The sequence below is a fragment of the Corynebacterium sp. HMSC077D03 genome (assembly GCF_001808545.1).
In the GTDB taxonomy this organism is placed as follows: domain Bacteria; phylum Actinomycetota; class Actinomycetes; order Mycobacteriales; family Mycobacteriaceae; genus Corynebacterium; species Corynebacterium simulans.
Genome location: NZ_KV793688.1, coordinates 41,437 through 64,753, shown reverse-complemented (window position 1 = coordinate 64,753; position 23,317 = coordinate 41,437). Strand labels below are relative to the sequence as shown.

The window sequence follows — 23,317 nt, the reverse complement described above, 5'->3', positions numbered from 1 at the left end:
ACAATGTACCCAATAAGGGGCTGAAGCGGAGTGAGTTGACTCTCACGCGACGTAAGGGAGTGAAATTTTGGTATGAGCACACACATGGAAGTAGGCGAAGCCGCAGAATTTCTGGGAGTCAGCGTACGTACTCTGCACTACTGGGAAGAACGCGGACTTGTTATACCGAACGCTCGTACGTGGTCTAACTACCGGCTTTATTCGGAGCAAGACATCGCACGGGCGCAAAAAGTTGTGGTCTACCGCGCTACGGGGATGCCGCTTAAAGATATAGCTGCGGCCTTGGAAGCGGGAGATAGTCCGGTGGAACACCTACGCCGCCAGCGGGCGATGCTCATGGAAAGACAACGCCGCCTTGATGAACAAGTGCGCGCACTCGATATTCTTTTGGAGGAAACCATGAATAACAACAATCTCTCGGTTTCGCAGATTGCGGCAGTGCTTGGCGATAGTTTCGCCGAACACCATGCCGAAGCCGAAGAAACCTATGGCGATACGGAAGACTGGGCTATCTCCCAGCGCAATGCAGTCCGCCGCAACGTGGCAGACTGGGAAGAGCTTAAGCAACGCCATGAAAAACTCGAGCGTGAGCTAGCCGCTGCTTGTACGGCCGGAATGGACCCCACGGCGCCGGAAGCTTTACAGCTGGTAGAGCGACACCGCGAATTGTTAGGTGAGCACTTTCCAGTATCGAAGTCCAAACATGTGCTTATCGCGCGCGGCTACACCGCCGACGAGCGTTTCCGCGCTCACTACGATTCCCAGGCGCCAGGTCTTGCGCAGTGGCTCCAAGACGCGATTAACGCCGCCGCACACGCCGCGGGAATCGACCCAGGCACCGCGCAATGGCGTTAGTGATGCTCAAACGCACCAAGCAAGCCTAAGCACCGAGCTCAACTCAGCGCCGTACTCGAGCAACAAAAAGGCTCCCCTCCGTAAGAGAAGGGAGCCGAATTGTTACGGTTTACTTCTTCAGACCGTCAATGATCTCGTTGAAGGCAGCAACCGGGCGCATGACGGAGGAAATCTTTTCCTCGTCCGGTGCGTAGTAGCCGCCCAGATCAGCTGGGGAGCCCTGAACATCGAGCAGACCCTGCTGGATCTCGTCCTTCTTAGCCTCGAGTGCCTCAGCAACCGGCTTGAAGGTCTCGGCCAGCTCAGTATCTTCGGTCTGAGCAGCCAGCTCCTTCGCCCAGTTGAGGGTCAAGTGGAAGTGAGAACCACGGTTGTCGTTCTCACCGACCTTACGGGACGGGGAGTTGCCCTCGTCGAGGAGGGTCTCGGTGGCCTTGTCGAGGGCGTCGGCAAGTACGCCTGCCTTAGTGTTTCCGTGCGCATTGAGCTCGTGGCGGAAGGACTCAGCCAGAGCAAGGAACTCGCCCAGGGAATCCCAGCGCAGGTGGTTTTCTTCCTCAACCTGCTGAACGTGCTTCGGAGCGGATCCGCCTGCACCGGTCTCGAAGAGGCCGCCGCCAGCCATCAGCGGAACCACAGACAGCATCTTTGCGGAGGTGCCGAGCTCGAGAATTGGGAACAGGTCGGTGTTGTAGTCACGCAGCACGTTGCCGGTGACGGAGATGGTGTCTTCGCCCTTACGGATGCGCTCGATGGAGATCTTGGTTGCCTCGACCGGGGAGGCGATGGAGATATCCAAGCCCTCGGTGTCGTGGTCTTGGAGGTACTTCTCAACCAAGGAGGTGATGTTGCGGTCGTGTGCGCGCTCCGGGTCCAGCCAGAAGATGGTCTTCATGCCGGAAAGGCGAGCGCGGTTAACAGCCAGCTTGACCCAATCCTGGATCGGAGCATCCTTGGTCTGGCAAGCGCGCCAGATGTCGCCTGCCTCGACGTCGTGCTCGATGAGGACGTCGCCAGCGGAGCTAGTCACCTGTACGGTGCCGTTCTCCGGCACCTTGAAGGTCTTGTTGTGGGAGCCGTACTCCTCAGCCTTCTGAGCCATCAAGCCGACGTTCGGAACGGTACCCATGGTGGAAGGATCGAAAGCGCCATTCGCCTTGCAATCATCGATAACTGCCTGGTAGACGCCAGCGTAAGAAGAATCAGGGATGACAGCCAAGGTGTCCTGCTCTTCATCATTCTTGTTCCACATGTGGCCGGAGGTGCGGATCATGGCCGGCATGGAAGCGTCGATGATGACGTCAGATGGGACGTGCAGGTTGCTGATGCCCTTAGCGGAGTTGACCATAGCCAGGTCCGGACCATTTTCGAGAGCAGCGTCGAATGCGGCGTTGATCTCTTCGCCATTCTCGAGGGAGTTCAGGCCCTCGTAGATAGCGCCGAGGCCGTTCTCGCCATTGAGACCAGCGGCCTCAAGCTGCTCGCCGTACTGTGCAAAGACATCAGCGAAGTAAGCGCGCACAACGTGGCCGAAGATGATCGGGTCAGAGACCTTCATCATGGTGGCCTTCAAGTGAGCAGAGAAGAGAACGCCCTCTTCCTTAGCGCGTGCAACCTGAGCCTTCAGGAACTCATCCAGAGCCTTTGCGGAAATGAAGGTGCCGTCAACAACCTCGCCCTTTAGAACCGGTAGCTTCTCCAACAGGACGGTCTCAGCGCCGTCCTCAGCAACGAGCTTGATGGAAAGGGTGTCATCCTGCTCCAGGATGACGGACTTCTCATTGTGGCGGAAGTCGTTATCAGACATGGTGGCCACGTTGGTCTTGGAATCAGCAGACCAAGCGCCCATCTTGTGTGGGTACTTCTTCGCGAAGTTCTTCACTGCGATGGGAGCGCGGCGGTCAGAGTTGCCCTCACGCAGCACCGGGTTCACAGCGGAACCGGTAACCACAGCGTAGGCCTCCTGCGCGTCCTCGTAATCCGGGACGTCGTAACCTGCAGCCTGCAGCTCAGCGATTGCCTTCTTTAGCTGGACGAGGGAAGCGGAGATGTTCGGCAGCTTGATGATGTTAGCTTCCGGAGTCTTAGCCAGCTTGCCCAGCTCAGCGAGGGCGTCTTCGACCTTCTTGTCGCCGAGGCGCTCCGGGAACTGCGCCAGGATGCGGCCGGCCAGGGAGATATCGCGGGTTTCTACCTCGATGTCTGCGGTGGAGGCGAAGGCCTCAACAACCGGCTTGAAAGAGTAGGTTGCAAGCAGCGGAGCTTCGTCCGTGCGGGTCCAGATAATCTTTGCCATGATTCTCCTAATTAAAACGTGAAAATGTTTCGACCTACCAGAATACCTACTTAGTATTCGCGGCGTTGACGACTACCCCTCAGAGACCCCACGCTTCCAATATCCCATGAAAGACACAGCCGAACGGGGCACGCCGGCCTCTTTAACCAGCAATCGACGCATACGCTTGACGACGCCGCTTTCTCCCGCAATCCACCAATACGCATCGCTTGCAGCGCGCTCGCCTAGTTCTTCACCGGAAGAGGAATAGGCGGGGGTTTCCCAGAGGATTTCGCGCTCCACGACGCTGCTTAAGGAGTTCGGTTGTAAGTCTTTATCGGCAGGGGCGGGGGAGGGAAGACCTGCGAGGTGGGCGAGGGCGCCGATAAGTGAGGCTTCGTCGTGCGGGAGGAATTCCACCTTGACACCGGCTGGAGCAGCGAGTGCTTGGGCATCCTGGAAGTAGGGCACCGCAATGTGCACAGTGCCGGTCAGCCCCGCCGGCCATTCGTCGAGGATGCGGGCGATTGCAGGCAGTGCGGTTTCATCGCCCAGAATGTGGATTTCGCGGGACTCGCCGGGCTGGAATTCGATGCCAGGGCCTGGGGCGTCGGTGGCGTGGGGAGCAATCACGTAAATGCTATCGCCGGGTTTGGCCGCGTGTGCCCAAGAAGATGCTGGCCCGGTTTGCCCAGGGGCAGTATGCAGGACGAAGTCGACGGTGAGGATGCCGTTTTCGCGGTCTAAATCGCGTACAGAATATGTGCGCATCGCTCCGCGGGTAGCCGGGTCGAGCTTTTGCCAGGAACTGAACCAATCTTCTGCGGCAGGCAGTTCAGGCAGGCCGGCAGGGCCGGGGATGATCAGCTTGATGCGCAGATCGTGGATCGCACCTGCAGGGCCCATTTCTTTCAATCCAGACAGGCGTACGCGTTGAAAGCTTGGCGAAATCCGCGTGGAGTCGACGACGGTCGCGCGGAATGGTTGATAGGCCACTTATTTCACCCTCCTTTTCCCAATCGGCATGACAGCCGGCAGCCCCGAGACTGGATCATCAACGATGACCGAGTCAACACCGAACACGTCGTGCACGGTCTGGTGTGTCAAAACTTCCTGCGGGGTGCCTTGAGCGTAGACCGTGCCATCTTTAACAGCGATGAGCGCATCGGAGTACCGGGCAGCCAAGTTGAGGTCATGGATGACCATCACGATGGTGGTGTCATGCTTTTCGTTCAAGTCCACCAGCAGGTCGAGGACTTCGAGCTGATGCTTGATATCGAGATAGGTGGTGGGCTCATCCAAGAGCAAGATGTCGGTGCGCTGGGCTAGTGCCATGGTGATCCACACGCGTTGGCGTTGGCCGCCCGAGAGCTCATCGATGGAGCGCTGCGCCAGGCTGGCGACGCCCGTCAGCTCCATCGATTCTTCCACAATTGCGTAGTCTTCCTGACTCCAGCGGCCAAGCAGCCCCTGGTGCGGAGTACGCCCGCGGCCGATGAGGTCCGCGACCACGATTCCGTCCGGCGCGATTGGTGATTGCGGTAGCAAGCCCAGCGACGTGGCGAGCTGTTTGGTCGGGATGTCGGCAATCTCCTTACCGTCTAGGAAAATGTCGCCGTGTGTTGGCTTTAGCAGGCGGGAGAGCGAACGTAGGAGGGTCGACTTACCGCAGCCGTTTGGGCCGACGATGGAGGTTATCTTTCCTGGGGCGAGCGAGAGGGATAGATCGCTTAAGATGTCGTGCTCGCCGTAGCTTAGGGTGATTTCCTGCGCGGAAAGTTGTGCTGATTGTTTCATTGTGGCGACGGTGTCCTAACGGTTGGTACGGGTAAGCAAATAGATAAGGAAGGGGGCACCGAGCGCACCGGTGACGACTCCGACCGGATAGCGGGTGCCGAAGAAGTATTGTCCGGCCATGTCCGCAGCAAGAACTAGGATGGCGCCGATGGCACCGGCGGGAGCGATCATCGAAGGTCCCTGACGGAAAGCCGGGTGGCGATTGGCCCTGCCATAAATTCCACGAATGCAATGGGGCCTGTCGAAGCGGTGGCCACTGCGATGAGGATGACCGCACCGACAATTGCCGTAACGCGTACAGCGTTAAGGCGGAGGCCGAGTCCGACGGCGAGGTCGTCGCCAAGCCGTAGCACGTTGAGTTTGTGGCCGAGCATAACCATGACCGGCGCGATGACTACTACCGCCACGAGGAGGGGGAGGCCACGCTGCCAAGACATGGTGTTGAGTGAGCCCGTAATCCACCGTGTGGCCGTGGGCAGGTCATAAGACGGTGCTTTCGATAGCACGAAGTTCGTCCAGGCCTGCAAGATTGCGGACATACCGATGCCGATGAGAATCAGGCGGGTGCCAGTAAAACCTGACTTGAGCGACAACAAATAGATGGCTCCGGCAACAGCGAGGGAACACAGCAGCGACCAAATCGAGACTGTGGTTTGGGAAGCATTGAAAAAGACGATTGCCGTAATGCCTGCGGCTGAGGCGCCGGAGGAGATGCCGATGATATCCGGCGAGGCTAGCTGGTTGCGCAGCATGGTTTGGAAGGTCACACCGGCGATGCCGAAAGCGATTCCTGCAGCCACGGCCACGGTGGCCCGCGGCAGGCGTAGTTCGCCGACGGTAAAGGAAGCGCCGGGAACGGTCTCTCCGAGTAAGACCTGGAGGATCTTCTGGGGGCCGTAGAAGGTCTCGCCAAACATGAGTCTGGCGGCCCACAACACTACGATGAGAGCGATGAGCGCGCTAAGGCACCAGGCAAAAGAACGAGTGCGGGCACGGCGCTGCTGCTGGAGTGTTTGCATTAGAGATCACGCACCTTTGTGCGACGGACGATCCAAATAAACAATGGCGCTCCGATAAGCGGGGTGAGGATTCCGACGGCAATCTCGCTGGGGCGTGCGACGACGCGGCCCAAAGTATCGGCTGCGACGAGCAGGAAGGCGCCGGCGAGGCCGGTCATCGGCAGGAGAAGTCGATGGTCGGTTCCTAGGGCCATGCGCATCACGTGAGGGACGATAAGGCCCACAAAAGCGATGGGGCCGGCGAGCGCCGTGGCCGTGCCGCACAAGATGACTGCCCCGACAACGGAGATTAGGCGCGCACGCAGGACGTTGATGCCGAGGCCGGTGGCGACGTCGTCGCCAAGCGCAAGTGCGTTGAGCGCTGTCGAACAGGCCAACACGATGACAAGACCCAGCACTAGGAAAGGCAGGGCCATAGCGATATGCGGCCACTGGGCGCCGCCAACGGAGCCAATTTGCCAGAAACGGAACTGGTCCATGACATCGGTGCGGGGCAAAAGCACGGCGCTGACCAAGCTCGAGCAGGCCGCGGCTGTAGCGGCGCCGGACAGCGCGAGCTTTAGGGGAGTAGCGCCTCCGTGGCCTAGGGAACCGACGAAATAAACAAACGCCGCGGCCGCGAAAGAACCGATGATGGACACAATCATCGTCGGAACAGGGCGCGAGAGTCCGAAGAACGCGATACCCACGACCACAGCGAGGGAAGCACCAGACAGGATGCCGAAGATGCCGGGGTCGGCGAGGGGATTGCGGGTCATGGCTTGCAACGTGGTGCCCGACATGGCGAGTGCAGCTCCGACGAATAGTGCCAAAACGGTGCGGGGCACGCGCAAGTAGGCGGCGGCCTCACTGGCGGTGGCAGTGGAACCGCTAAGCGCTGAGAGGGCGTCGGATAGGGAAATCGTGCGCACGCCAAACATGACCGAAGCCACCACTGTGGCAACAGTGGCGGCCAATAGTCCGATGCTGACGGCGGTCTTTTTAGCCGTCATGGAATTAGCCCTGCAAACCGGAGTTCAAGCGCTCGAAGTATTTATCGATACCCCATGGAATAGAAAGCGGAGATTGGTTAGCAGAAGCACCAAGTGGGCCGTTGTCGAGGAAAACAACGTGGCCAGCCTTGACGGCCGGAATCTTGCCCTTAAGTGGATCCTTTTGCATTTCCTCCAAAGCCTTCTTGTCATCCGCCGCGTTGCCGGAGGAGTAGGCCACGACGAGATCGACGTCGTTGAATTCTTCCGGCTTTTCGGCCGAGACCTCAACCCAGAACTGCTTCGCGCCCTTGGAGTTCTTCTCTACGATGTCCGGGGTTCCGAGACCGTGTTCAGCAAGGAAGCCCATGCGCGGATCCTCAGTGGTAAAGAAACCAATCTTGGAGGCGTCAGTGGTGCCGCCGAATGCGGTGAACAGGAGCTTCTTGTCCTTTAAGTCTGGATATTTGCTCAGGGCCTTTTCGGTTTGTTTATCGAGGTCGTCGACAAGCTTTTTGCCTTCGTCTTCCTTGCCGATGGCCTCAGCGTTCATCTCCACCATCTCTTCCATGGACGTAGCCCATGGAACATCGGGGTAGGCCACGACGGGAGCGATCTTGGACAGCGTGTCGTAGTCCTCTTGCGTCAAGCCAGAGTAGGAGGCCAGAATGACGTCCGGCTGGGTATCGGCGACCTGCTCGAAGGGGATGCCGTCGGTTTCATCGAAAAGCGTCGGGGTTTCAGCACCGAGCTCCTTTAGCTTTTCTTCGGTCCACGGCATGATGCCGTTGCCGTTGTCATCGCCCCAGGTGGACTTGGATATGCCCACTGGTACAACGCCAAGGGCAAGGGGGACCTCGTGGTTGGCCCAGCCAACGGTGGCTACGCGCTCAGGCGCCTTCTCGATAGTGGTCTCACTGAAAGCGTGCTCGATGGTGACGGGGAAAGCGGCCGAGTTCGCGTTGTCTGCAGAGGAGACAGACTCGTTGCTGGTCGATTCTTCGGACGAGCAGGCGGTGACGCTGAATAGCGTGGCTGCCGCTGCGACGGAGGCGATGATGCTTTGTGCACGTACGAGGGGGAGATCTCCTTGCTTGGTGGATCAGCAGTAATTACTGGATAAGGTAATCCTGTTCTAACTCAGGCAAGCCTATTATGCAACGACTATGTTGCGCAATTTCTTCGGTATGAGCTTTGACACAAAAGTCCGACGGTGTGGGAATAACCCAGTTCAGTCTTTCCGACTTACGCACACTGTCTGCCCCGCGCTAAGGTCTCCGCACGTGAAACCTGTTTCTTCTACCGCCGCGTCCGCCGATAGTTCGCGTCCCGACGCTTCGCGTGCCGATGCTTCGCCTGCCGATGCTTCGCGTGCCGATGCCTTGCTTGCCGACGCCGCACCCAAGCCCCGCGTCCCCCGCCAAACCGAGATTTCCAATGCCCGCCGTATGCTGGTTACCCTCGCCCTTGCGCTGGGTGCGTTTTCGATTGGCACCACCGAGTTCGTGTCGATGGGCTTGCTGCCGCTTATCGCAGGTGACTTCGGCATTACGGAGGACGCTGCCTCGACGCTGATTTCGGTCTACGCGCTCGGCGTTGTGGTCGGTGCGCCGGTGATTTCTGCGGTAACGGGCAAATTCCCGCGCCGTCGACTGATCATTTTGCTGATCGCATTTCTTCTGATTGGCAACCTACTGACGGCACTGGCGCCGAACCTGGCGACGTTACTTATTGCCCGTTTTATCGCAGGCTTGCCGCACGGCGCTTATTTCTCCGTGGCCAACCTCTCGGCTGCGGCGATGGCGCCGAAAGGCGCTCGCGGTAAGGCGATGGCCGCAATCGGCATGGGTTTGGCCGTTGCCACGGTCGTCGGCGTGCCAGCAGCCCAGGCGCTGGGCCAGAGCTTGGGTTGGCACGCGGCTTACTTCCTCGTCGTCCTGCTCGCGCTGGCGACGATGATTCTGCTGTTTTTCCTTTTCCCACACATGACCCAGATGCCTTCGACGGATATCTCCACTGAGCTGGGCGCTTTGAAGAACCTGCAGGTATGGCTTTCTGTCATCATGGGCATCGTCGGCTTCGGCGGCATGTTCGCCGTCTACACCTACATCACCTGGACGATGACCGAAGTTGCGGGAATGCCAGAGCACTGGACCTGGGCGGTGCTGATGATTTACGGCATCGGAATGACCATCGGCAACGCGGTTGGCGGCGCGCTTGCTGACCGCAACACCGAATACTCTATCGTCTTCGCCCTCCTCTGCTTGGTTGCGACCTCCCTTATCTTCTTCTTCGGCGCCCATAGTCTGTGGGTGGCCGCCACCGCGTTCGGTTTCCTAGCCTTCTTCGGCTCCGTCCTTATCCCATCGCTGCAGCTGCGCCTCATGATTGTTGCCGGCGATGCTCAGACCCTGGCTTCCGCGTTCAACCAGTCCGCGTTGAACATCGCGAACGCCTCGGGCGCGGCTTTGGGCGGACTCGTCGTCGGTGCGGGCTTTGACTACAACGCCACCTCGCTTGTCGGTGCGGTGCTCGCATCGGGCGGTATCGTCGTCTGGTTCATCACGCAGGTAACCGCCAAGCGAAGCGGTGTTTATAGCAAGATCATCGAACAAAGCTAGAGAGGCTATGAGCTCTCAGGCATCCACCGGCGCTGGCGGGCACGGCACTAGCCGCGGTGGCGGTTGCGGTTTGTCTGCTCGCGCGTAAGTAGACTGGCGCGCATGACTTTTACTATCGCAAGCGTTAACGTCAACGGAATTCGCGCCGCCTGCAGGCAGCGCAATGAAAACAACCCAGGCATGAATGCGTGGCTTGCTGAGACTGCGGCGGACGTTGTCCTCATGCAGGAAGTCCGCGCGAATCCGAAGGAGACGGAGAAGGCGCTTGCCCCAGCTTTGGAGGCCGGCTGGCACCTCGAGCAGGCAGAGGCTGCCGCTAAGGGGCGCGCGGGCGTGGGAATCTTGTCGCGCACGCCGCTTAGCGACGTCACCGTTGGCTTCGGTTCCTTCCTCGATGCCGGTCGCTTCATTGCGGCTACCGTTAAGGACCCAGAGGGCAAGGACGTTCGAGTGGCGTCGCTGTACCTGCCTTCGGGCGATACGGATTCGCCAAAGCTCGATGAAAAGTACCTTTTCCTCGACGAGTTCTCAGGCGTGTTGTCTGAGCTGGCAGAGGCTTACCCGCAGGCAGTTATCGGCGGTGACTGGAATATCTGCCATCGCGCGCAGGATCTGAAAAACAACAAGGCCAACGAGAAGAAGTCGGGCCACCTGCCGGAAGAGCGCGCTTTCATGGATCACGTCTTTGGCACCTTCCCGGACGACGCGCCGCAACCGAAGAAGGGGTTGGGCGATTACCTGGGCGTCGTGGAGTATGCGACCAAGACTGACTGGTCCACCCGCGTGCCGGGGGAGGAAGACGTCAAATGGTACGACGTTGCAAGGCGCTTGGCGCCAGAGGCTGATGGTCCATATACCTGGTGGACCTATCGCGGCCAGGCTTTTAATAATGACGCAGGCTGGCGCATCGATTATCAGGCGGCGACCAAGGACTTGCTCTCCCGTGTAGAAAAAAGCTGGGTGGAAAAAGCACCAAGCGTGGAGGAGCGGTGGTCCGATCATTCCCCTTTGCTGGTGCAGTATCGCTAAGCGGTGTTAAACTGGATCAGTCTTTAAACCCTTAAGTTCGTATACGGAGAACCTAATGACCCGCGCAATTATTTACTTCGTGCTCGGCGCCGTACTGCTCGGCCTGGGTATTTGGTGGTGGACCATCGTAGGTCCGTCCTTCGCCTTCCTGGCTCCTATTATCCTCCAGGGCGTCGGCGGCGCGTTCATGGTCGCTGGTTGGGCAGTTATGCTCGACGTTCATGCGCCAACCTCCCGCAAGCTTTAAAGCCTGCGCATCTTTGATGCCTCTTTCCTGCCTTTGGGGAAGGGGCATTTTTGATCTCTTGGGTGCGCGCTGCAGCTGCCGGGGTAGAGTGAATAACCATGAATGAGCAGAATCCATCCCGCGTACTGTCCGGTATCCAACCCACGGCTGATTCCTATCACCTGGGTAACTACTTGGGAGCGCTGAAGCAGTGGATCGATCTGCAAAACGGCTACGAGGCCTTCTACTTCATCCCTGATCTGCACGCGATTACCGTCGAGCAGAATCCGGAGGAGTTGCGCAACCGCACCGTCGCGGGTGCCGCACAGCTTATTGCGCTGGGCATTGACCCGGAAAAGTCCACGCTTTTTGTTCAGTCCCACGTTCCGGCACATACGGAGCTGACTTGGGTGCTGCAGTGCCTGACCGGTTTCGGCGAGGCCTCCCGCATGACCCAGTTCAAGGATAAGTCTGCAAAGCACGGCTCGGATCGCACAACGGTTGGCCTGTTTACTTACCCAATGCTGATGGCAGCCGATATCCTCCTGTACTCCCCGGACTACGTGCCGGTGGGCGAGGACCAGCGCCAGCACCTGGAGCTAACCCGCAACCTGGCGGAGCGCTTTAACAACAAATACGGCGAGGTTTTCCGCGTTCCGGAACCATTCATTCCGGAAGGCGCTGCGAAGATCTATGACCTGCAGGAGCCGACTTCGAAGATGTCGAAGTCGGGAGATAACCCAAAGGGCCTTATTAACCTGCTGGATCCGCCTAAGACTTCCGCGAAGCGCATCAAGTCTGCGGTCACCGATGACTTGGGCGTTGTGGCCTTCGACCGCGAAAAGCAGCCGGGCGTGTCTAATTTGCTGGTCATCCAGTCTGCGCTCACGGGCGAGAAGATTGATGCGCTGGTGGAAAAGTACGCCGATAAGGGTTATGGCCACCTCAAGGTGGATACCGCCGATGCGCTGGAGGCGTTTACTACTCCTTTGAAGTCTCGCTACGACGAGCTCATGGCGGACCGCGGCGAGCTGGAACGCCTGCTGGCTAAAGGCGCAGAGGCGGCTTCGGAGATTGCAGAACCGCTCGTGGAGAAGGTTTACGAGGCAGTCGGATTCCTCCCCCGACTGCGTAAGTAAAAGCCAGCAATTCTGCGCGGTGGTGGTATGACACGCTAACCTGGGTAGTCTGAACTTATATGTGAAAACTCATACGTGAAAAGGACATGTTGCCCGTGGCTACCACCACCCAAACAGACTCTTCCAAGACGGACGACTACGGCATCGAGCGCGCCTACGCTGATGACCCAAGTCCGGTAGACAAGGTGCGGGATAAGTCGCCTTTCATCGACCACATCATGCGCATGCTGGGCCGCTACGGCGAAAACGGCGGCAACCAGTTCGCCGCCGGCATCACCTATTTCTCGGTGCTGGCAATATTCCCGCTGTTCATGCTTACGGTGGCAGTTGCCGCAACGGTCTTGGCGAGCCGCCCTGACCTCATGCAACAGGTCCAGGATTACATTTCCAACTCCGTATCCGGCGACCTTGGCGGCACCATCAACGAGGTCCTAGAAACCGCCATCGCCCAGCGCGGCGCGATGTACGGCATCGGTGGCCTGACCACTCTCTGGTCCGGCTTGGGCTGGATGAATAACCTGCGTATCGGCATTTCTGCGATGTGGGATAAGGATCCGAACGAAACCCAGGGCAACTTCTTTACCCAAAAGTTGAGCGACCTTCTGGGCCTAATCGGCCTGCTGGTGGCGCTCATCATCGCCTTCGGCGTTACCGCCGCGGGCTCGTCCGGTCTTACTCAGAAAATCTTTGAAAAGGTCGGCATCGCCTCCTTCCCGGGCATGGACGCCGTGATCATCCTGGCCGGTATTGCCCTCGGCTTGCTGGCGAACTTCCTCGTGTTCTGGTGGATGATCGTCTTCCTTCCACGCACAGAGGTCCCTGCCAAATCCGGCCTGAAGGGTGCGGTAATCGGTGCGGTGGCATTCGAGGCCATCAAGCAGCTTTCCACCGTGATCATGTCTTCTGCCTCCGGCAACCCCGCGGGTGCGGTATTTGGTCCGGTTATTGTGCTTATGGTCATGATGTACCTGGTTTGGCGCGTCGTACTTTATGTCTCCGCGTGGACCGCCACTACCGAAGAATCCATGGAGTTGGCGGAGCCACCAGTGCCGGAGCCTGCCGTGATCCGCGTGCGCAATGAGGTCAAGAGCGGACCGTCGACTAGCGTGACCCTCGGCGCAGGTGCGGCGATGGGTGCTGTGGTTGCCGGCATCGCGGCACTGCTACGTCGGAAGTAACATTCCCCGTCCCCGACACTATAATTTAGGCTCTGATTTAGACTACTTATTATGACTCCAGAATCCTTCGCGCCGAACCTGTACGAGCACTTTTCCCTCGACCATCGCAGCACTTCCCGAGAGCTGGGAATCTTGCTTGCTGCCAAGGACGCGCGTCTGGAGCAGATGGGCTTCGAGCTTGGCGACGACCGCCGGCAAGAAGCACAGATTGCCCACACAATCTTGTCTAACCCGGAAAACCGCGCCACCTACGATCAGGGCCTGGAGGATAGTTTCCAGCCCACCTGGGCGCAGCTGAGTGAGCTTGCGGCTTACGGAGAGTGGCCGGCGCAAATGCAGCGCCCACAGCAGCCTTATGGTTTCGCTCCAACTGCGCAGGCCCAGGCTTCGCCCTTCGATCCTTTCGCGCCGCAGAATAAGGCGGCCGCTCCGGCACCGTTTAGCCCGTATCAGCCAGCGCAAGTTAACGCCGAGCGCCCGTTGGGCAGCACCCGTGCGCTGATGGCTATTGCGGACCTCGTCCTATGCGGCATGGTTTCTGCTCCGATTGCGGCAATAAGTGCGGGGGCCTCGGAGCTGTCAATGTCTCTTATCTTCGGGCTGTGCACGATTTTGTACTGCGTAGGCTTCGAAGTTTCATGGGGCGCAACGCCGGTAAAGAAGCTGTTGGGCTACGAAGTCCGTGACCGGACTTCGGGTGACAAGCTCAGCGTTGTCCAGTCTTTGAAACGGCAGTGGTGGCGCGTTGTCACCCTCGTTCCAGGTTTGGGTGGGGCAGTCAGCTTCTTCGCCGCGATTTTCTACGCCACCACTATCAATCAGGAAAATGGTTTACTCGGTGCGCACGATAACCTCGCTAATGCCGAAGTAGTGAAAAAGCAGCGATAACGATAACCAGCAAGGCCACTGCTGCAGCGATGGCCCAGCCGGCCCAGCCCTCGATTTTCTCGAGGGCTGATTTTTTAGTTTCGGGGGCCTGCTGCGTGGTCTGCGGTGCGGGGCGAGGAGTTTCTTTCTGCGGGGCGTCGCCAAGCTTGCCGACGCCCGAGCCAGCCGGGACTTTATACGCGGCGTCGAGAAGCATCTGCGCCTGCTGCCACGCGCGGAAGCCGTGCTCGACGGTGGTATCTAAGATGACGGCCTGCAGGCGGCGGCCATTGCGGTCGAGTGCGCCAACGAAAGTGTGGTGGGCGTCTTCGGTGTAGCCGGTCTTACCGCCGATTCCGTTGGGATCGTTTAAATAAAGGCCGTTGTCGTTCCATAACTCGTAGCCGGGCAGCTCGCCCCAGCCGGGAAATTTGACGTGTTCGGTATCGACGATGCGGGCGAAAGTCTTATTTTGGAATGCCGCGCGGTAGATGATGGAGATGTCTTCCGCGGAGGTGGACATGCCGGCTGAATCGAGGCCCGAGTAGCTTGCCGCGTGGGTGGAGCGGGTGCCGAGCTTCTTCGCGAGCGCGTTGACTTTGCGTAGGGCCTTCTCATCGCCGCCAACTTGGCCGGCGAGGGCGTGGGCGGCGTCATTGCCGGAGGCCATCAACAGGCCCTCGAGGAGTTGTTCAACGGTGTATTCGCCGTCGGGGCCGATACCTACGGCGGAGCCTTCGACGGATGCATCTTCCATGGTGGCTTTGACTTTTTTGTCGAGGGGGACTTCCTCGATGACCACAAGTGCTAGAAGGGCCTTGATGATAGAAGCCGGCCGGTAGCGGCCGTGCGGGTCTTTCATGGCGATGATCTCGCCGGTGTCTAAGTCGCTGACCATCCAAGCGGAGGCGACGACGTCCTTATTGAGATCGAATCTTGGGGCGGCGGTGACACCACAGCGCTGCGTGGATTTGACAGGCGGCAGGGGAGTTGGGGTGGGCTGGCCCGGCGCGAGACGCTCCGAGGTGGAGACAGGCTCTCCGGGGCTAAGCGAGTGGGGGCAGTTATCGGTGTTCGGCGCTTCGGTCCGGATGGCCGAGGATTCGGCGTCCGTGCTCATTTCTGCGGCGTCTGCGTTGGTCTCGGCGCCTTCAACGTTTGGCTCAGCGTTGGAGTCAGGTTCGGACTCTGCGGGTGCAAAGTCTTGGGCCGAGGCAAGCGGAGCACTAGCGACGAGGCAGGCGGAAGCGAGGAAGGTAGCGATAACGTTTTTCATGGCATGGAACATCTTAGGCACAGTGCCTAGGATGTGTCTTATGCATGACGCACCATTAATTAGCCCAGAAAATAAAGATTCCGCGCCGGAGCTTATCGCTCGTCTTCCCAAGGTCGAATTGGATGCGGTTTTCGCGCCGGAATCTTTGCCCGCAGATAACGCCGCCTTAACCGCGGCGATGCGCGAATATGTTCAGGAATTGGCCGCGGCGAACGTGGTGTATGCAGAGATTCGTTTCGACCCACAGGCATTTGCTTTTGGTGCGGAAGCCGCTCTCGAAGCAGCGACAGCCGGCCTCGACGTTGCCGGAATTGATGCGCGTTTGTTGCTGACCAACGCCCCGCAGTCCGCTAGCGCCCGTTTGGGCTCGCAGGTCGTCGGTTTTGTGCTGGAAGGCGAGAGTGATCCGCAGGTTGTTGCGGATCTGCGCGCGAATTTCGTGCCTTTCGTTGTTGATGTCCGCGGCCTCGAATTCGGGGCGGTTGCTGCTGCTGTGCAGGCCGGTGCCACTCGTTTGGCGCATGCGACCCAGCTGCCGGATGATTTCTCCGCCGATCTCGAGGGCATCCAGCCAGGAACGGTCTCGAGTTGGATTCGGGATCGCCATCTGGCAGCTACCTTTGAGCCGCTGTCTTTTGAGGAATTCAGCGACCATCCGCTGCCGCTGCTACAGCAGCTGGGCTTTACCTGTGCCGTAACCGCCGGTTCGGGCAATCTCAATGAGGTGTTCCTGGCTTTAACCGAGCACTTTGGCTACGGGTTGGAGGAGTTTTTCGATTTGAGCGTGAAGGCGCTGGAGAACTCGTTTAGCACTGAGGAGGAGCGTCAGCACTTGCTGGAGACTGTCATCCTTCCCGCATACGAGGAGCTTTCTGACCCTGAGCTTGCAGGACCAGACACCGAAGAGTCCGTCGCCGCGGAATAGTTCCCCGGAGCAGCCGGCGAAGTAATGCCAGCACAAGCAAAAGACCCTGCATCGTAAAAGACCCTGCATCTTGCGATGCAGGGTCTTTTCACGTTGAGGCTAGAAGCGGGAGAAACGCTTGATGAGCATTTCCTCTAGGCCCTTCCATGCCTCTGCGTGGTGGTTATAAGGCTTCGAGGGGACGTAGCCTGCGTGCTCGGTGGAGCCCAGCATGTAGCCCAAGTAATCCTGGAAACGTGGGTTTTCGAGCATGTAGGAGTTAATAGAGTCGTCGCCAGCCCAGTCTGCGGCATCTGCGCAAACCTCGTAGCAGCGGCCCATCTGGTCTTGGTCGACTGCCTCGGGGCCCTTCTCGATATCGCGGGTAAGCCCGTTGAAGGTGTACTGATTATCCGGGTGAACGCTAAGCTCCAGCTCGCCAGCGTTGGCCGCGGAGACGAGTTCCTCCCAGGTGGAAACGCGGGCAAGATCATGCTCGTCGTTTTCCATAATCCAGCGAACGAGAGTCTTCGGGGAGTTGAAGGTGAAGATTTCGCCCCACTTGCCCAAGAACACGGGTTTGCCGTCTAGGTAGGTGCGCAGCGTATAAACCGACTTCATGTCTGCGGTGATTTTGACCGGATCGATGCCCGCCGCAGCCCATGGGGAGTTGTCATACGGGTCCGCTGCCGCCGCCGCAGCTTTGCGTGCCTCTGCCTTTTCCTTTCGTTCCTTCTCGGCCGCCGCGGTTGCGGTTGCGATGCGCTCTTCGGCTGAAGCGACTTGCGCCGAGTCTAACTCGGAAGAATCTACTACCTTGACGTTGGAATCGAGGTCCTCGATTACTTCCTTCCAGTTAGCAAGGATTACGCGGCCTACACCAGACCATTCGCTCATGCCTTGCTCGCCCGCGTAGTGGTCTGCACCGCGCGGGACGTTGCGCAGGATGGAGTGGGAGGCGAAGAAAATTACGGTGTGCTCGGCGCCGGCTACGTTAGCGAGAGACTCGGCTACCTCTAGGCAGCGAGCAACCGCGCTAACGTTTTCGTGGCTGGGGCGGCCGGCTAGGTGCGCCGGCATTCCGATGAGATCGAAGACTTCCTTCTTTGCTGGGCTGACGCGGTCTTCGGCACGCGCAGCGAACTCGGACCACTGTGGATGGTCGAGGAGATCATGGTGCTTTCCGGACTCCAGGTAGCACAGCATCTCTGCTTCGGAGTTGAACACGAGGACTGATTCCGCATCCCCCAAAAATGCCTGCCACTCGGAGCCATTCTGGCGCCACTTTGGCGCCCACAGGGTGTAGAAATCGCCCGCGGTCAAGGAGAGCTGGACTGGAACAATTGCGCGTGTGCTCATGGGCAAACAGTCTACCCAAACATTTTAGATTCGCCGTATTCGCATATCCCGAGTCCAGCGAGATACTTTTAGCCGGTGGGCCGCCAAAAGCCCTTGAAGGCCATACCCATATTGCTGGTGCGTAACGGACTCGTCTCCACCGGGCTGCCGGCTTCAATCATCTCACCGCTGCCTTTGTACATCGCGACGTGCCCGTCCCAAACCACGAGGTCTCCCGGCTGGAGCTCATTTGCGCTAACCTGCTTGCCCAAGGTCTGTGCTTCCGCCGTGCGTGGAATCTCCACGCCTGCCTGGCGCCACGCCCATTGGGTAAGACCGGAGCAATCGAAGCCGCCGTTACCCGTACCGCCCCAAACATAAGGCGTACCGAGCTTGCTCATCGCCGCAGCGACTGCGGCCTTGCCCTGTGAGCTGCCCTCACCTGCGCTGGAAGAACCCGCCGCAACGGTAGAAGAAAGCCCAGCGACCGGCTTAACCTCGCTTGGTTTCTCACCATTTCCCAGCGCTATCTGCGGCTCGGCAGGCTCAGAGCTGCGGCCAATGACAGTCTTTTCCACCGCGCGCCGGGCAATGGGCAATAGCGGCTGAGCCGCCGCCAACAGTTCGCTCAATAGCTGTTTTAAGCGCGCAAAAGCTTGTGCCAGATGGGACGCGATCAAACCTTGTATGTGCGCCCGAGCTGCCGCATTGATTGCCGGGTTCGGAACGAGCATGCCCAAAGCCACAGGGGCGGCCTTGGTCAACAGCGAGATTCCAATACCAATGAGGTCGCGGCCTGCAGCTTTAATCAGTTGTTGCGCCTGGGATACCGCGTTTTCTATGGTGGTGCGGTCTTCTGCAAGGACATTCGCGGCGTCGAGAAGCTTGGAAGGGTCACCGTGCGCAATTTTTGCCAGCGCCGGGACAGTCTCTAAATCCGGGACCTTTGGCAGCTCTACCGCCGGTAGCGCAGGAGGAGCCATCTGCGAAATCTGCTTTACTGCTGCCTCAATCATGAAAGAACACCTCCCAGATGAGCGGCAGTCGCAGAATCAGCGGCGTCCGCCTCCTCTGCCATGGCTACCGACGCCGCGGCTACCTCTTCCATATCCGCGCGCAGAGATTCCGTGCGGGAGTTGAGGTTGGCAACGGCGTCACAAAGATGAGCACCAAATGCAGAAAGTGAACCGTCAGGTATATGCGGAAGTGGAGGAGTGGTCTCTTGCGTAGCGGCAAAAAGTTCGCGGGCTAGATGTCGGGTGAATTCGGTATCAATCGTGAAAGTCGTCATAGTCATTTGGACTGCCCCAAAACCCAAACGGTTCCCAAAAGTTCTAAAGTGGGAAACCATGGACATCCACGTAGTAGATCACCCGCTTGCTGCTTCCCGCCTGACCATCATGCGCGATGCCCGCAGTGATAACTCCACATTCCGCGCCGCCCTCAAAGACCTCGGAACCATGCTTGTTTATGAGGCCGCCCGCGAGCTCGACGTCGAGCACTTCGATTGCGAGACCCCCGTGGCAACAGCCGAAGGCACCCGCCTGCTCGACCCGCCCATCATCGTTCCGATTATCCGCGCTGGACTGGGCATGATTGACCCAGCTCTCGCCATGATCCCAGACGCGCAGGTGGGCTTCATCGGCATGGCCCGCAACGAAGAGACCCACGAGCCGGTCCCTTACCTAGAGGCACTGCCAGAGGATCTTTCCGGCCGCACCGTCTTTGTGGTGGATCCAATGCTGGCCACCGGCGGTTCCTTGCTGCATTCCCTAAAGCTGCTGGCAGACCGCGGAGCCACCGACATCACCGCAATCTGCATGGTTTCCGCGCAGGAAGGTGTCGATGCGCTGGCCAATTCTGGTCTGCCTGTGCGTCTGGTTACTGCCGCGATTGATTCGCACCTGAATGAAGACGCCTACATCGTTCCTGGTTTGGGCGACGCCGGTGACCGCCTCTACGGCCCGCGCAACATCGATTTCTAATCTGCGCTAGGCTAGCGGCCACGAACTACTTTTGGGGGAAAGGAAAGATTCGTGGCCAACAAAACGTGGGCGTTAGTAGGGCATGACTTTGCGGCGCGGTTACGGGGGATTCGTGCACGGCGCCGCATGTCCCAACAGGCTTTGGCGGAAATCTCGGGGGTCTCGCGCAGCCAAATCTCAAACTTGGAGCGTACGGATAAGGCGCTGCCGCTGCGAGCGGATCCGCAGCTTTCAACGATGTTTAAGTTGGCATTCGCGCTGGAAGTGCCACCGTCTGCGTTGCTGCCCGATGCGGAGCACATGCTTGACGAAGTCACCCCGTTTGCGCCCGAGTATATCAACCGGCGTCGCTTCGCTGCGGCCGCAGAATTTTAAAGAAGAAAAACTGCACCACTTGGTATATTCCGGCGCTGAGCTGCGTGGCTACCTGAACCGCTTTGTCTAGTTGTAGACTTTGAGGTCAGTAGAAAAATTTTGGGAGGTGCCGAGTGATTTCCACATTCGTGAATGAGTGGTTCGACAATCATCGCGCGGAAGTAATTGCATGGCGCCGCCATATTCATCGGCACCCGGAAACGTCCAACAATGAAGTTGAGACCACCAACTTCATCGCCCGCAAGCTCGAAGAATATGGGTTAAATCCGCAGCGTTTCCCGCAGACTGGCCTGATGGTTGATATCGGCCCTGATACCGAGCAGGGCCGTTTGGCCTTTCGCGCCGACATCGATGCACTTCCGGTTACCGAGGTCACGGGGTTGGAATACACCTCCGAAAACCCCGGTGCTATGCACGCTTGCGGCCACGACGTGCACACCACCATCGCTCTGGGGCTTGCGTGCGCTCTGGCGGATTTCGAGCGCGCGCATTCCTTGCCGTTGGGTGTACGCGTTATCTTCCAGCCAGCGGAGGAAGTGTGGGTCGGCGGCGCCACGGATGTGATCGAGTGGGGCGCTCTTGAAGGGGTTAACTCTATCTTCGCGGTACACGTGGAGCCGAAGCTGCGCGTGGGCCGAATTGGCGTGCGTGCTGGGGCGATTACCTCTGCAACCGACGTCGTCGAGCTCGAGATCAAAGGCCCAGGAGGTCATACCTCCCGCCCGCACCTTTCTGCAGACGTCGTCTACGCTTTGGGCAAGGCCATCACGGAGCTGCCGACCCTGCTGTCGCGCCGGGTGGATCCGCGGACGGGAACGGTCTTGGTCTTCGGACAGGTCAATTCCGGCTATGCGCCGAACGCAATGCCGGAGTCCGGCACGCTAACGGGCACCATGCGCACCGCGGACATCGGTATCTGGCGCGGCATGCAAGCGCTATTTTCGGAGCTCGTGGAGCAGGTATTGGCGCCGGTTGGGGTGGAACACGAGCTCACGTATCACCGCGGCGTTCCGCCCGTGCTTAACGACGACGTCTCTACCGCACTGCTAGCATCTGCCGCACAGGCCATCGACCCGCAGTCCGTCGTCCAGGCCCCGCAATCCTCCGGCGGCGAGGACTTCTCTTGGTACTTAGAACATGTGCCGGGCTCCATGGCGCGTTTGGGCTGCTGGTCTGGCGAGGGCGAGCAGCACGATCTGCACATGGGGGATCTCAATGTCGACGAGCGCTGCATCGGTGTAGGCGTGAAGCTTTTCGGCTCCGTGGTGGAGCAATTTACCAAGGTGCAGGAATAGGGGAGCAACCATTACACTGTCTTAAGGATTAGGTCCTTAAACACTCTATAAAGGAGCATTAGACAGTGACGAAGGAAACGCTAGACGCTGCAATCGAGGATGCCCCGCGCATCGTTATCATCGGTGGCGGCCCAGCAGGCTACGAGGCGGCCATTGCCGGAGCCAAGTACGGCGCACAGATTACCCTGGTTGAAGAGCAGGGCCCCGGCGGTTCTTCCGTCTTGCTGGACTGCGTTCCTTCCAAGTCCTTCATTGCTGGTGCAAACCTGCGCACCGACTTCCGTCGCGCTGAAGCCATGGGGCTCAACGAGCAGCTCGGCTCAATGCAGCTGAAGCTGCAGGCCCTGAACGAACGCGTGCAGGCACTGGCCGGCAAGCAGTCGGCAGACGTTCGTGCAGGCCTGGAGAAGATCGGCGTCAACGTTATTGACGGCCGCGCGAGCTTCAGCGAGGACCAGCATGGGGTGCAGGGCGCGGCGCACAAGGTCGACGTCGTCAAGCGCGAAGGCGAAACTGAAACCCTCGAGGCAGACCTCGTGCTCGTGGCTACCGGTGCCACCCCGCGCATCCTGCCGGGCGCGCAGCCAGACGGCGAGCGCATCCTGACCTGGCAGCAGGTCTATGACTTGAAGGAAGCGCCGGAGCACCTCATCGTGGTCGGTTCTGGAGTGACCGGTGCGGAGTTCGTTTCTGCTTTTGCAGAGATGGGCGTCAAGGTAACCATGGTGGCTTCCCGTGACCGTATTCTGCCGCATGATGACGCCGACGCAGCCGACGTCCTCGAGACCGTTCTGGCTGAGCGCGGTGTGGAGCTGGAGAAGAACTGCCGCGTTGAGACCGTTACCCGTACTGAAGACGGCAATGTTGTGGTCAAGACGCAGGACGGCCGCGAGATTCATGGCTCGCACGTCATCATGTCCATCGGCTCCATCCCGAATACCCAGGAACTTGGCCTTGAGCACGTTGGTGTGGCTACTCAGAAGTCGGGCCACATCAAGGTCGACCGCGTTTCTCGCACCAACGTCGCGGGCATCTACGCAGCCGGTGACTGCTCCGACCTGTTCCCGCTGGCTTCCGTGGCCGCTATGCAGGGCCGTATCGCGATGTACCACTCCCTGGGTGAGGGCGTGTCCCCGCTGCGTCTGAAGACCGTCGCCACCGCCGTGTTTACCCGGCCGGAGATTGCCGCTGTGGGCTTTACCCAGGCTGAGATTGAGGCCGGCGAGGTGGCTGCCCGCACCGTCATGATGCCGCTGAACACCAACCCGCGCGCCAAGATGCGCTCGCTGCAGCACGGCTTTGTCAAGCTCTTCTGCCGTGCGACCTCCGGCCGCGTCATTGGCGGCGTGATTGTTGCTCCGACTGCCTCCGAGCTCATCCTGCCCGTCGCGGTTGCCGTGACCAACCAGCTCACCGTGAACCAGCTGGCGGATTCCCTGGCGGTTTACCCGTCCCTGTCCGGCACCATCACCGAGGCCGCCCGCCGCCTGGTTGCCCACGACGATCTGGAGTAGACACTGCTCAAACGCCCCCGAGGGCGGCCCCGGCGGCACAAATTAAAGGCAGCTGGTCAGACCAGCTGCCTTTTTGCTGCGCTTTCTCCGTGCTTTTGCCGCTCCCGCGGCCTAGGCCCGGGCCAGGAAGAGGTAGGCCAGCAGCGCGATAAAGCCCACGGCCAGGGCCGCCAGGCCCGTCAGGTTGATGGACGCGGTGCCGGTCAGCGCGATGAAGGACCCCACTCCCGCGATGATGAGCGCGGCGCCGAGGCCGCCCACAATTTTCGGCATCCGCGGCGCCTGCGGGCGGGCCAGGATGGCTACGAGTGCTGCCACCGTGACTATCAACGCTACCCATTCCATTACTCGAAAAGCCGTACCAAACTCCATGGACATGCAAGCGATCGCGACAACAATCGATACGAGCGAGAGAAAGCTTAAAACTCTTGCATTTGTCACCTAAATCATCTCCAATCTGGTGCTCAAAGGGGCTAGTCGAAATAAGAAGCGGCAGTGACCACACAATAATAGCCATAATAAACATCGGCGGTGGCGCCACAGGAGCCCCGGGTAGCTCCGGGGCCGTAAGTCGCACGGCAGTTGTTTTCATGTTGTCACGCAAGGGGCCGTCGCACGCGTGATCGTGGTGACCAGCGGCTTCAATACACATA

The 23,317-nt window shown here is 59.3% G+C and carries 22 protein-coding genes and 1 pseudogene; 12 read left to right on the top strand and 11 right to left on the bottom strand.

The window, feature by feature from the left end; genetic code table 11:
* Window positions 1-72 precede the first annotated feature (72 nt).
* Window positions 73-855: a MerR family transcriptional regulator gene (locus HMPREF2888_RS05375; RefSeq protein ID WP_061920702.1), complete on the top strand. Its 783-nt coding sequence runs from the start codon at window positions 73-75 to the stop codon at window positions 853-855.
* 109 nt (window positions 856-964) lie between these two features.
* Here the strand turns inward: HMPREF2888_RS05375 and HMPREF2888_RS05370 are convergent, their stop codons facing one another.
* From HMPREF2888_RS05370 to HMPREF2888_RS05345, 6 genes and pseudogenes are all read right to left on the bottom strand, one after another.
* Window positions 965-3,151 (bottom strand): NADP-dependent isocitrate dehydrogenase, encoded by a 2,187-nt coding sequence (locus HMPREF2888_RS05370; protein ID WP_070518480.1) that lies wholly within the window; start codon window positions 3,149-3,151, stop codon window positions 965-967.
* A gap of 72 nt (window positions 3,152-3,223) precedes the next feature.
* A complete protein-coding gene (locus tag HMPREF2888_RS05365; RefSeq protein ID WP_062035784.1) occupies window positions 3,224-4,126 on the bottom strand; it encodes a siderophore-interacting protein in 903 nt (300 codons plus the stop codon).
* Window positions 4,127-4,927, bottom strand: coding sequence for an ABC transporter ATP-binding protein (locus HMPREF2888_RS05360; RefSeq protein WP_061920704.1), 801 nt, complete (start codon window positions 4,925-4,927; stop codon window positions 4,127-4,129). It lies immediately after the preceding gene.
* Window positions 4,928-4,942: 15 nt separating this feature from the next.
* Window positions 4,943-5,946: pseudogene (locus tag HMPREF2888_RS05355) on the bottom strand (FecCD family ABC transporter permease).
* Window positions 5,946-6,938 carry a FecCD family ABC transporter permease gene (locus HMPREF2888_RS05350; RefSeq protein WP_061920706.1) on the bottom strand — a complete coding sequence of 331 codons (993 nt, stop codon included), beginning with the start codon at window positions 6,936-6,938 and terminating at the stop codon, window positions 5,946-5,948. Before HMPREF2888_RS05350 ends, HMPREF2888_RS05355 begins: the two are co-directional and overlap by 1 nt.
* A gap of 4 nt (window positions 6,939-6,942) precedes the next feature.
* Complete coding sequence (locus HMPREF2888_RS05345) at window positions 6,943-7,977, bottom strand: iron-siderophore ABC transporter substrate-binding protein (RefSeq protein ID WP_061920711.1); 1,035 nt, start codon at window positions 7,975-7,977, stop codon at window positions 6,943-6,945.
* A 388-nt stretch (window positions 7,978-8,365) separates the two neighbouring features.
* Between HMPREF2888_RS05345 and HMPREF2888_RS05340 the strand changes: the two genes are divergently transcribed.
* The 6 genes from HMPREF2888_RS05340 (at window position 8,366) to HMPREF2888_RS05315 (ending at window position 13,998) form a co-directional block, all read left to right on the top strand.
* A complete protein-coding gene (locus HMPREF2888_RS05340) occupies window positions 8,366-9,538 on the top strand; it encodes an MFS transporter (protein ID WP_082778551.1) in 1,173 nt (390 codons plus the stop codon).
* 102 nt (window positions 9,539-9,640) lie between these two features.
* A complete protein-coding gene (locus HMPREF2888_RS05335; protein ID WP_061920713.1) occupies window positions 9,641-10,567 on the top strand; it encodes an exodeoxyribonuclease III in 927 nt (308 codons plus the stop codon).
* A 55-nt stretch (window positions 10,568-10,622) separates the two neighbouring features.
* Window positions 10,623-10,814, top strand: a complete 192-nt coding sequence (locus tag HMPREF2888_RS05330; protein WP_049147434.1) for a hypothetical protein — start codon at window positions 10,623-10,625, stop codon at window positions 10,812-10,814.
* Window positions 10,815-10,912: 98 nt separating this feature from the next.
* Window positions 10,913-11,932, top strand: a complete 1,020-nt coding sequence (gene trpS, locus HMPREF2888_RS05325; protein WP_061920716.1) for a tryptophan--tRNA ligase — start codon at window positions 10,913-10,915, stop codon at window positions 11,930-11,932.
* A 95-nt stretch (window positions 11,933-12,027) separates the two neighbouring features.
* A complete protein-coding gene (locus tag HMPREF2888_RS05320) occupies window positions 12,028-13,110 on the top strand; it encodes a YhjD/YihY/BrkB family envelope integrity protein (protein ID WP_070518534.1) in 1,083 nt (360 codons plus the stop codon).
* Window positions 13,111-13,161: 51 nt separating this feature from the next.
* The gene (locus tag HMPREF2888_RS05315) at window positions 13,162-13,998 is read left to right on the top strand and encodes an RDD family protein (RefSeq protein ID WP_061920717.1); all 837 of its coding nucleotides are present in this window, start codon (window positions 13,162-13,164) and stop codon (window positions 13,996-13,998) included.
* Here HMPREF2888_RS05315 and HMPREF2888_RS05310 read toward each other — a convergent pair.
* A complete protein-coding gene (locus HMPREF2888_RS05310; protein ID WP_061920841.1) occupies window positions 13,967-15,253 on the bottom strand; it encodes a D-alanyl-D-alanine carboxypeptidase family protein in 1,287 nt (428 codons plus the stop codon). The genes HMPREF2888_RS05315 and HMPREF2888_RS05310 overlap by 32 nt on opposite strands.
* Window positions 15,254-15,293: 40 nt before the next feature.
* On the opposite strand from HMPREF2888_RS05310, the gene HMPREF2888_RS05305 reads away from it, so the two are divergent.
* The gene (locus tag HMPREF2888_RS05305; RefSeq protein WP_235591001.1) at window positions 15,294-16,178 is read left to right on the top strand and encodes an amidohydrolase family protein; all 885 of its coding nucleotides are present in this window, start codon (window positions 15,294-15,296) and stop codon (window positions 16,176-16,178) included.
* Between the two features lie 99 nt (window positions 16,179-16,277).
* Here the strand turns inward: HMPREF2888_RS05305 and HMPREF2888_RS05300 are convergent, their stop codons facing one another.
* The 3 genes from HMPREF2888_RS05300 to HMPREF2888_RS05290 all read right to left on the bottom strand — a co-directional run bounded on the left by HMPREF2888_RS05300 (window position 16,278) and on the right by HMPREF2888_RS05290 (window position 18,792).
* Window positions 16,278-17,516 carry a hypothetical protein gene (locus HMPREF2888_RS05300; RefSeq protein WP_061920720.1) on the bottom strand — a complete coding sequence of 413 codons (1,239 nt, stop codon included), beginning with the start codon at window positions 17,514-17,516 and terminating at the stop codon, window positions 16,278-16,280.
* Between the two features lie 68 nt (window positions 17,517-17,584).
* Entirely contained in the window at window positions 17,585-18,511 is a 927-nt protein-coding gene (locus HMPREF2888_RS05295; protein ID WP_070518478.1) for a C40 family peptidase, read from the bottom strand.
* On the bottom strand, window positions 18,508-18,792 hold the full coding sequence (locus HMPREF2888_RS05290) for a hypothetical protein (RefSeq protein ID WP_061920725.1): 285 nt from the start codon (window positions 18,790-18,792) through the stop codon (window positions 18,508-18,510). The genes HMPREF2888_RS05295 and HMPREF2888_RS05290 overlap by 4 nt, the downstream gene beginning before the upstream one ends.
* A gap of 52 nt (window positions 18,793-18,844) precedes the next feature.
* Between HMPREF2888_RS05290 and upp the strand changes: the two genes are divergently transcribed.
* From upp to HMPREF2888_RS05270, 4 genes are all read left to right on the top strand, one after another.
* Window positions 18,845-19,480, top strand: coding sequence for a uracil phosphoribosyltransferase (upp, locus tag HMPREF2888_RS05285; protein WP_061920727.1), 636 nt, complete (start codon window positions 18,845-18,847; stop codon window positions 19,478-19,480).
* Between the two features lie 51 nt (window positions 19,481-19,531).
* Window positions 19,532-19,855: a helix-turn-helix domain-containing protein gene (locus HMPREF2888_RS05280; RefSeq protein ID WP_070518476.1), complete on the top strand. Its 324-nt coding sequence runs from the start codon at window positions 19,532-19,534 to the stop codon at window positions 19,853-19,855.
* Window positions 19,856-19,968: 113 nt separating this feature from the next.
* The gene (locus tag HMPREF2888_RS05275; RefSeq protein WP_061920732.1) at window positions 19,969-21,150 is read left to right on the top strand and encodes a M20 family metallopeptidase; all 1,182 of its coding nucleotides are present in this window, start codon (window positions 19,969-19,971) and stop codon (window positions 21,148-21,150) included.
* A 65-nt stretch (window positions 21,151-21,215) separates the two neighbouring features.
* Complete coding sequence (locus tag HMPREF2888_RS05270) at window positions 21,216-22,664, top strand: NAD(P)H-quinone dehydrogenase (protein WP_235591002.1); 1,449 nt, start codon at window positions 21,216-21,218, stop codon at window positions 22,662-22,664.
* 111 nt (window positions 22,665-22,775) lie between these two features.
* Here the strand turns inward: HMPREF2888_RS05270 and HMPREF2888_RS05265 are convergent, their stop codons facing one another.
* Window positions 22,776-23,105: a hypothetical protein gene (locus HMPREF2888_RS05265; RefSeq protein ID WP_141744829.1), complete on the bottom strand. Its 330-nt coding sequence runs from the start codon at window positions 23,103-23,105 to the stop codon at window positions 22,776-22,778.
* Window positions 23,106-23,317: the final 212 nt, after the last annotated feature.

Coding starts and splice junctions, on each gene's coding strand:
- HMPREF2888_RS05305 (WP_235591001.1), top strand. CDS start 15,294: ATGCATGACGCACCATTAATTAGCCCAGAAAATAAAGATTCCGCGCCG.
- HMPREF2888_RS05330 (WP_049147434.1), top strand. CDS start 10,623: ATGACCCGCGCAATTATTTACTTCGTGCTCGGCGCCGTACTGCTCGGC.
- HMPREF2888_RS05300 (WP_061920720.1), bottom strand. CDS start 17,516: ATGAGCACACGCGCAATTGTTCCAGTCCAGCTCTCCTTGACCGCGGGC.
- upp (WP_061920727.1), top strand. CDS start 18,845: ATGGACATCCACGTAGTAGATCACCCGCTTGCTGCTTCCCGCCTGACC.
- HMPREF2888_RS05360 (WP_061920704.1), bottom strand. CDS start 4,927: ATGAAACAATCAGCACAACTTTCCGCGCAGGAAATCACCCTAAGCTAC.
- HMPREF2888_RS05290 (WP_061920725.1), bottom strand. CDS start 18,792: ATGACTATGACGACTTTCACGATTGATACCGAATTCACCCGACATCTA.
- HMPREF2888_RS05340 (WP_082778551.1), top strand. CDS start 8,366: ATGCTGGTTACCCTCGCCCTTGCGCTGGGTGCGTTTTCGATTGGCACC.
- HMPREF2888_RS05375 (WP_061920702.1), top strand. CDS start 73: ATGAGCACACACATGGAAGTAGGCGAAGCCGCAGAATTTCTGGGAGTC.
- HMPREF2888_RS05295 (WP_070518478.1), bottom strand. CDS start 18,511: ATGATTGAGGCAGCAGTAAAGCAGATTTCGCAGATGGCTCCTCCTGCG.
- HMPREF2888_RS05315 (WP_061920717.1), top strand. CDS start 13,162: ATGACTCCAGAATCCTTCGCGCCGAACCTGTACGAGCACTTTTCCCTC.
- HMPREF2888_RS05370 (WP_070518480.1), bottom strand. CDS start 3,151: ATGGCAAAGATTATCTGGACCCGCACGGACGAAGCTCCGCTGCTTGCA.
- HMPREF2888_RS05350 (WP_061920706.1), bottom strand. CDS start 6,938: ATGACGGCTAAAAAGACCGCCGTCAGCATCGGACTATTGGCCGCCACT.
- HMPREF2888_RS05335 (WP_061920713.1), top strand. CDS start 9,641: ATGACTTTTACTATCGCAAGCGTTAACGTCAACGGAATTCGCGCCGCC.
- trpS (WP_061920716.1), top strand. CDS start 10,913: ATGAATGAGCAGAATCCATCCCGCGTACTGTCCGGTATCCAACCCACG.
- HMPREF2888_RS05310 (WP_061920841.1), bottom strand. CDS start 15,253: ATGAAAAACGTTATCGCTACCTTCCTCGCTTCCGCCTGCCTCGTCGCT.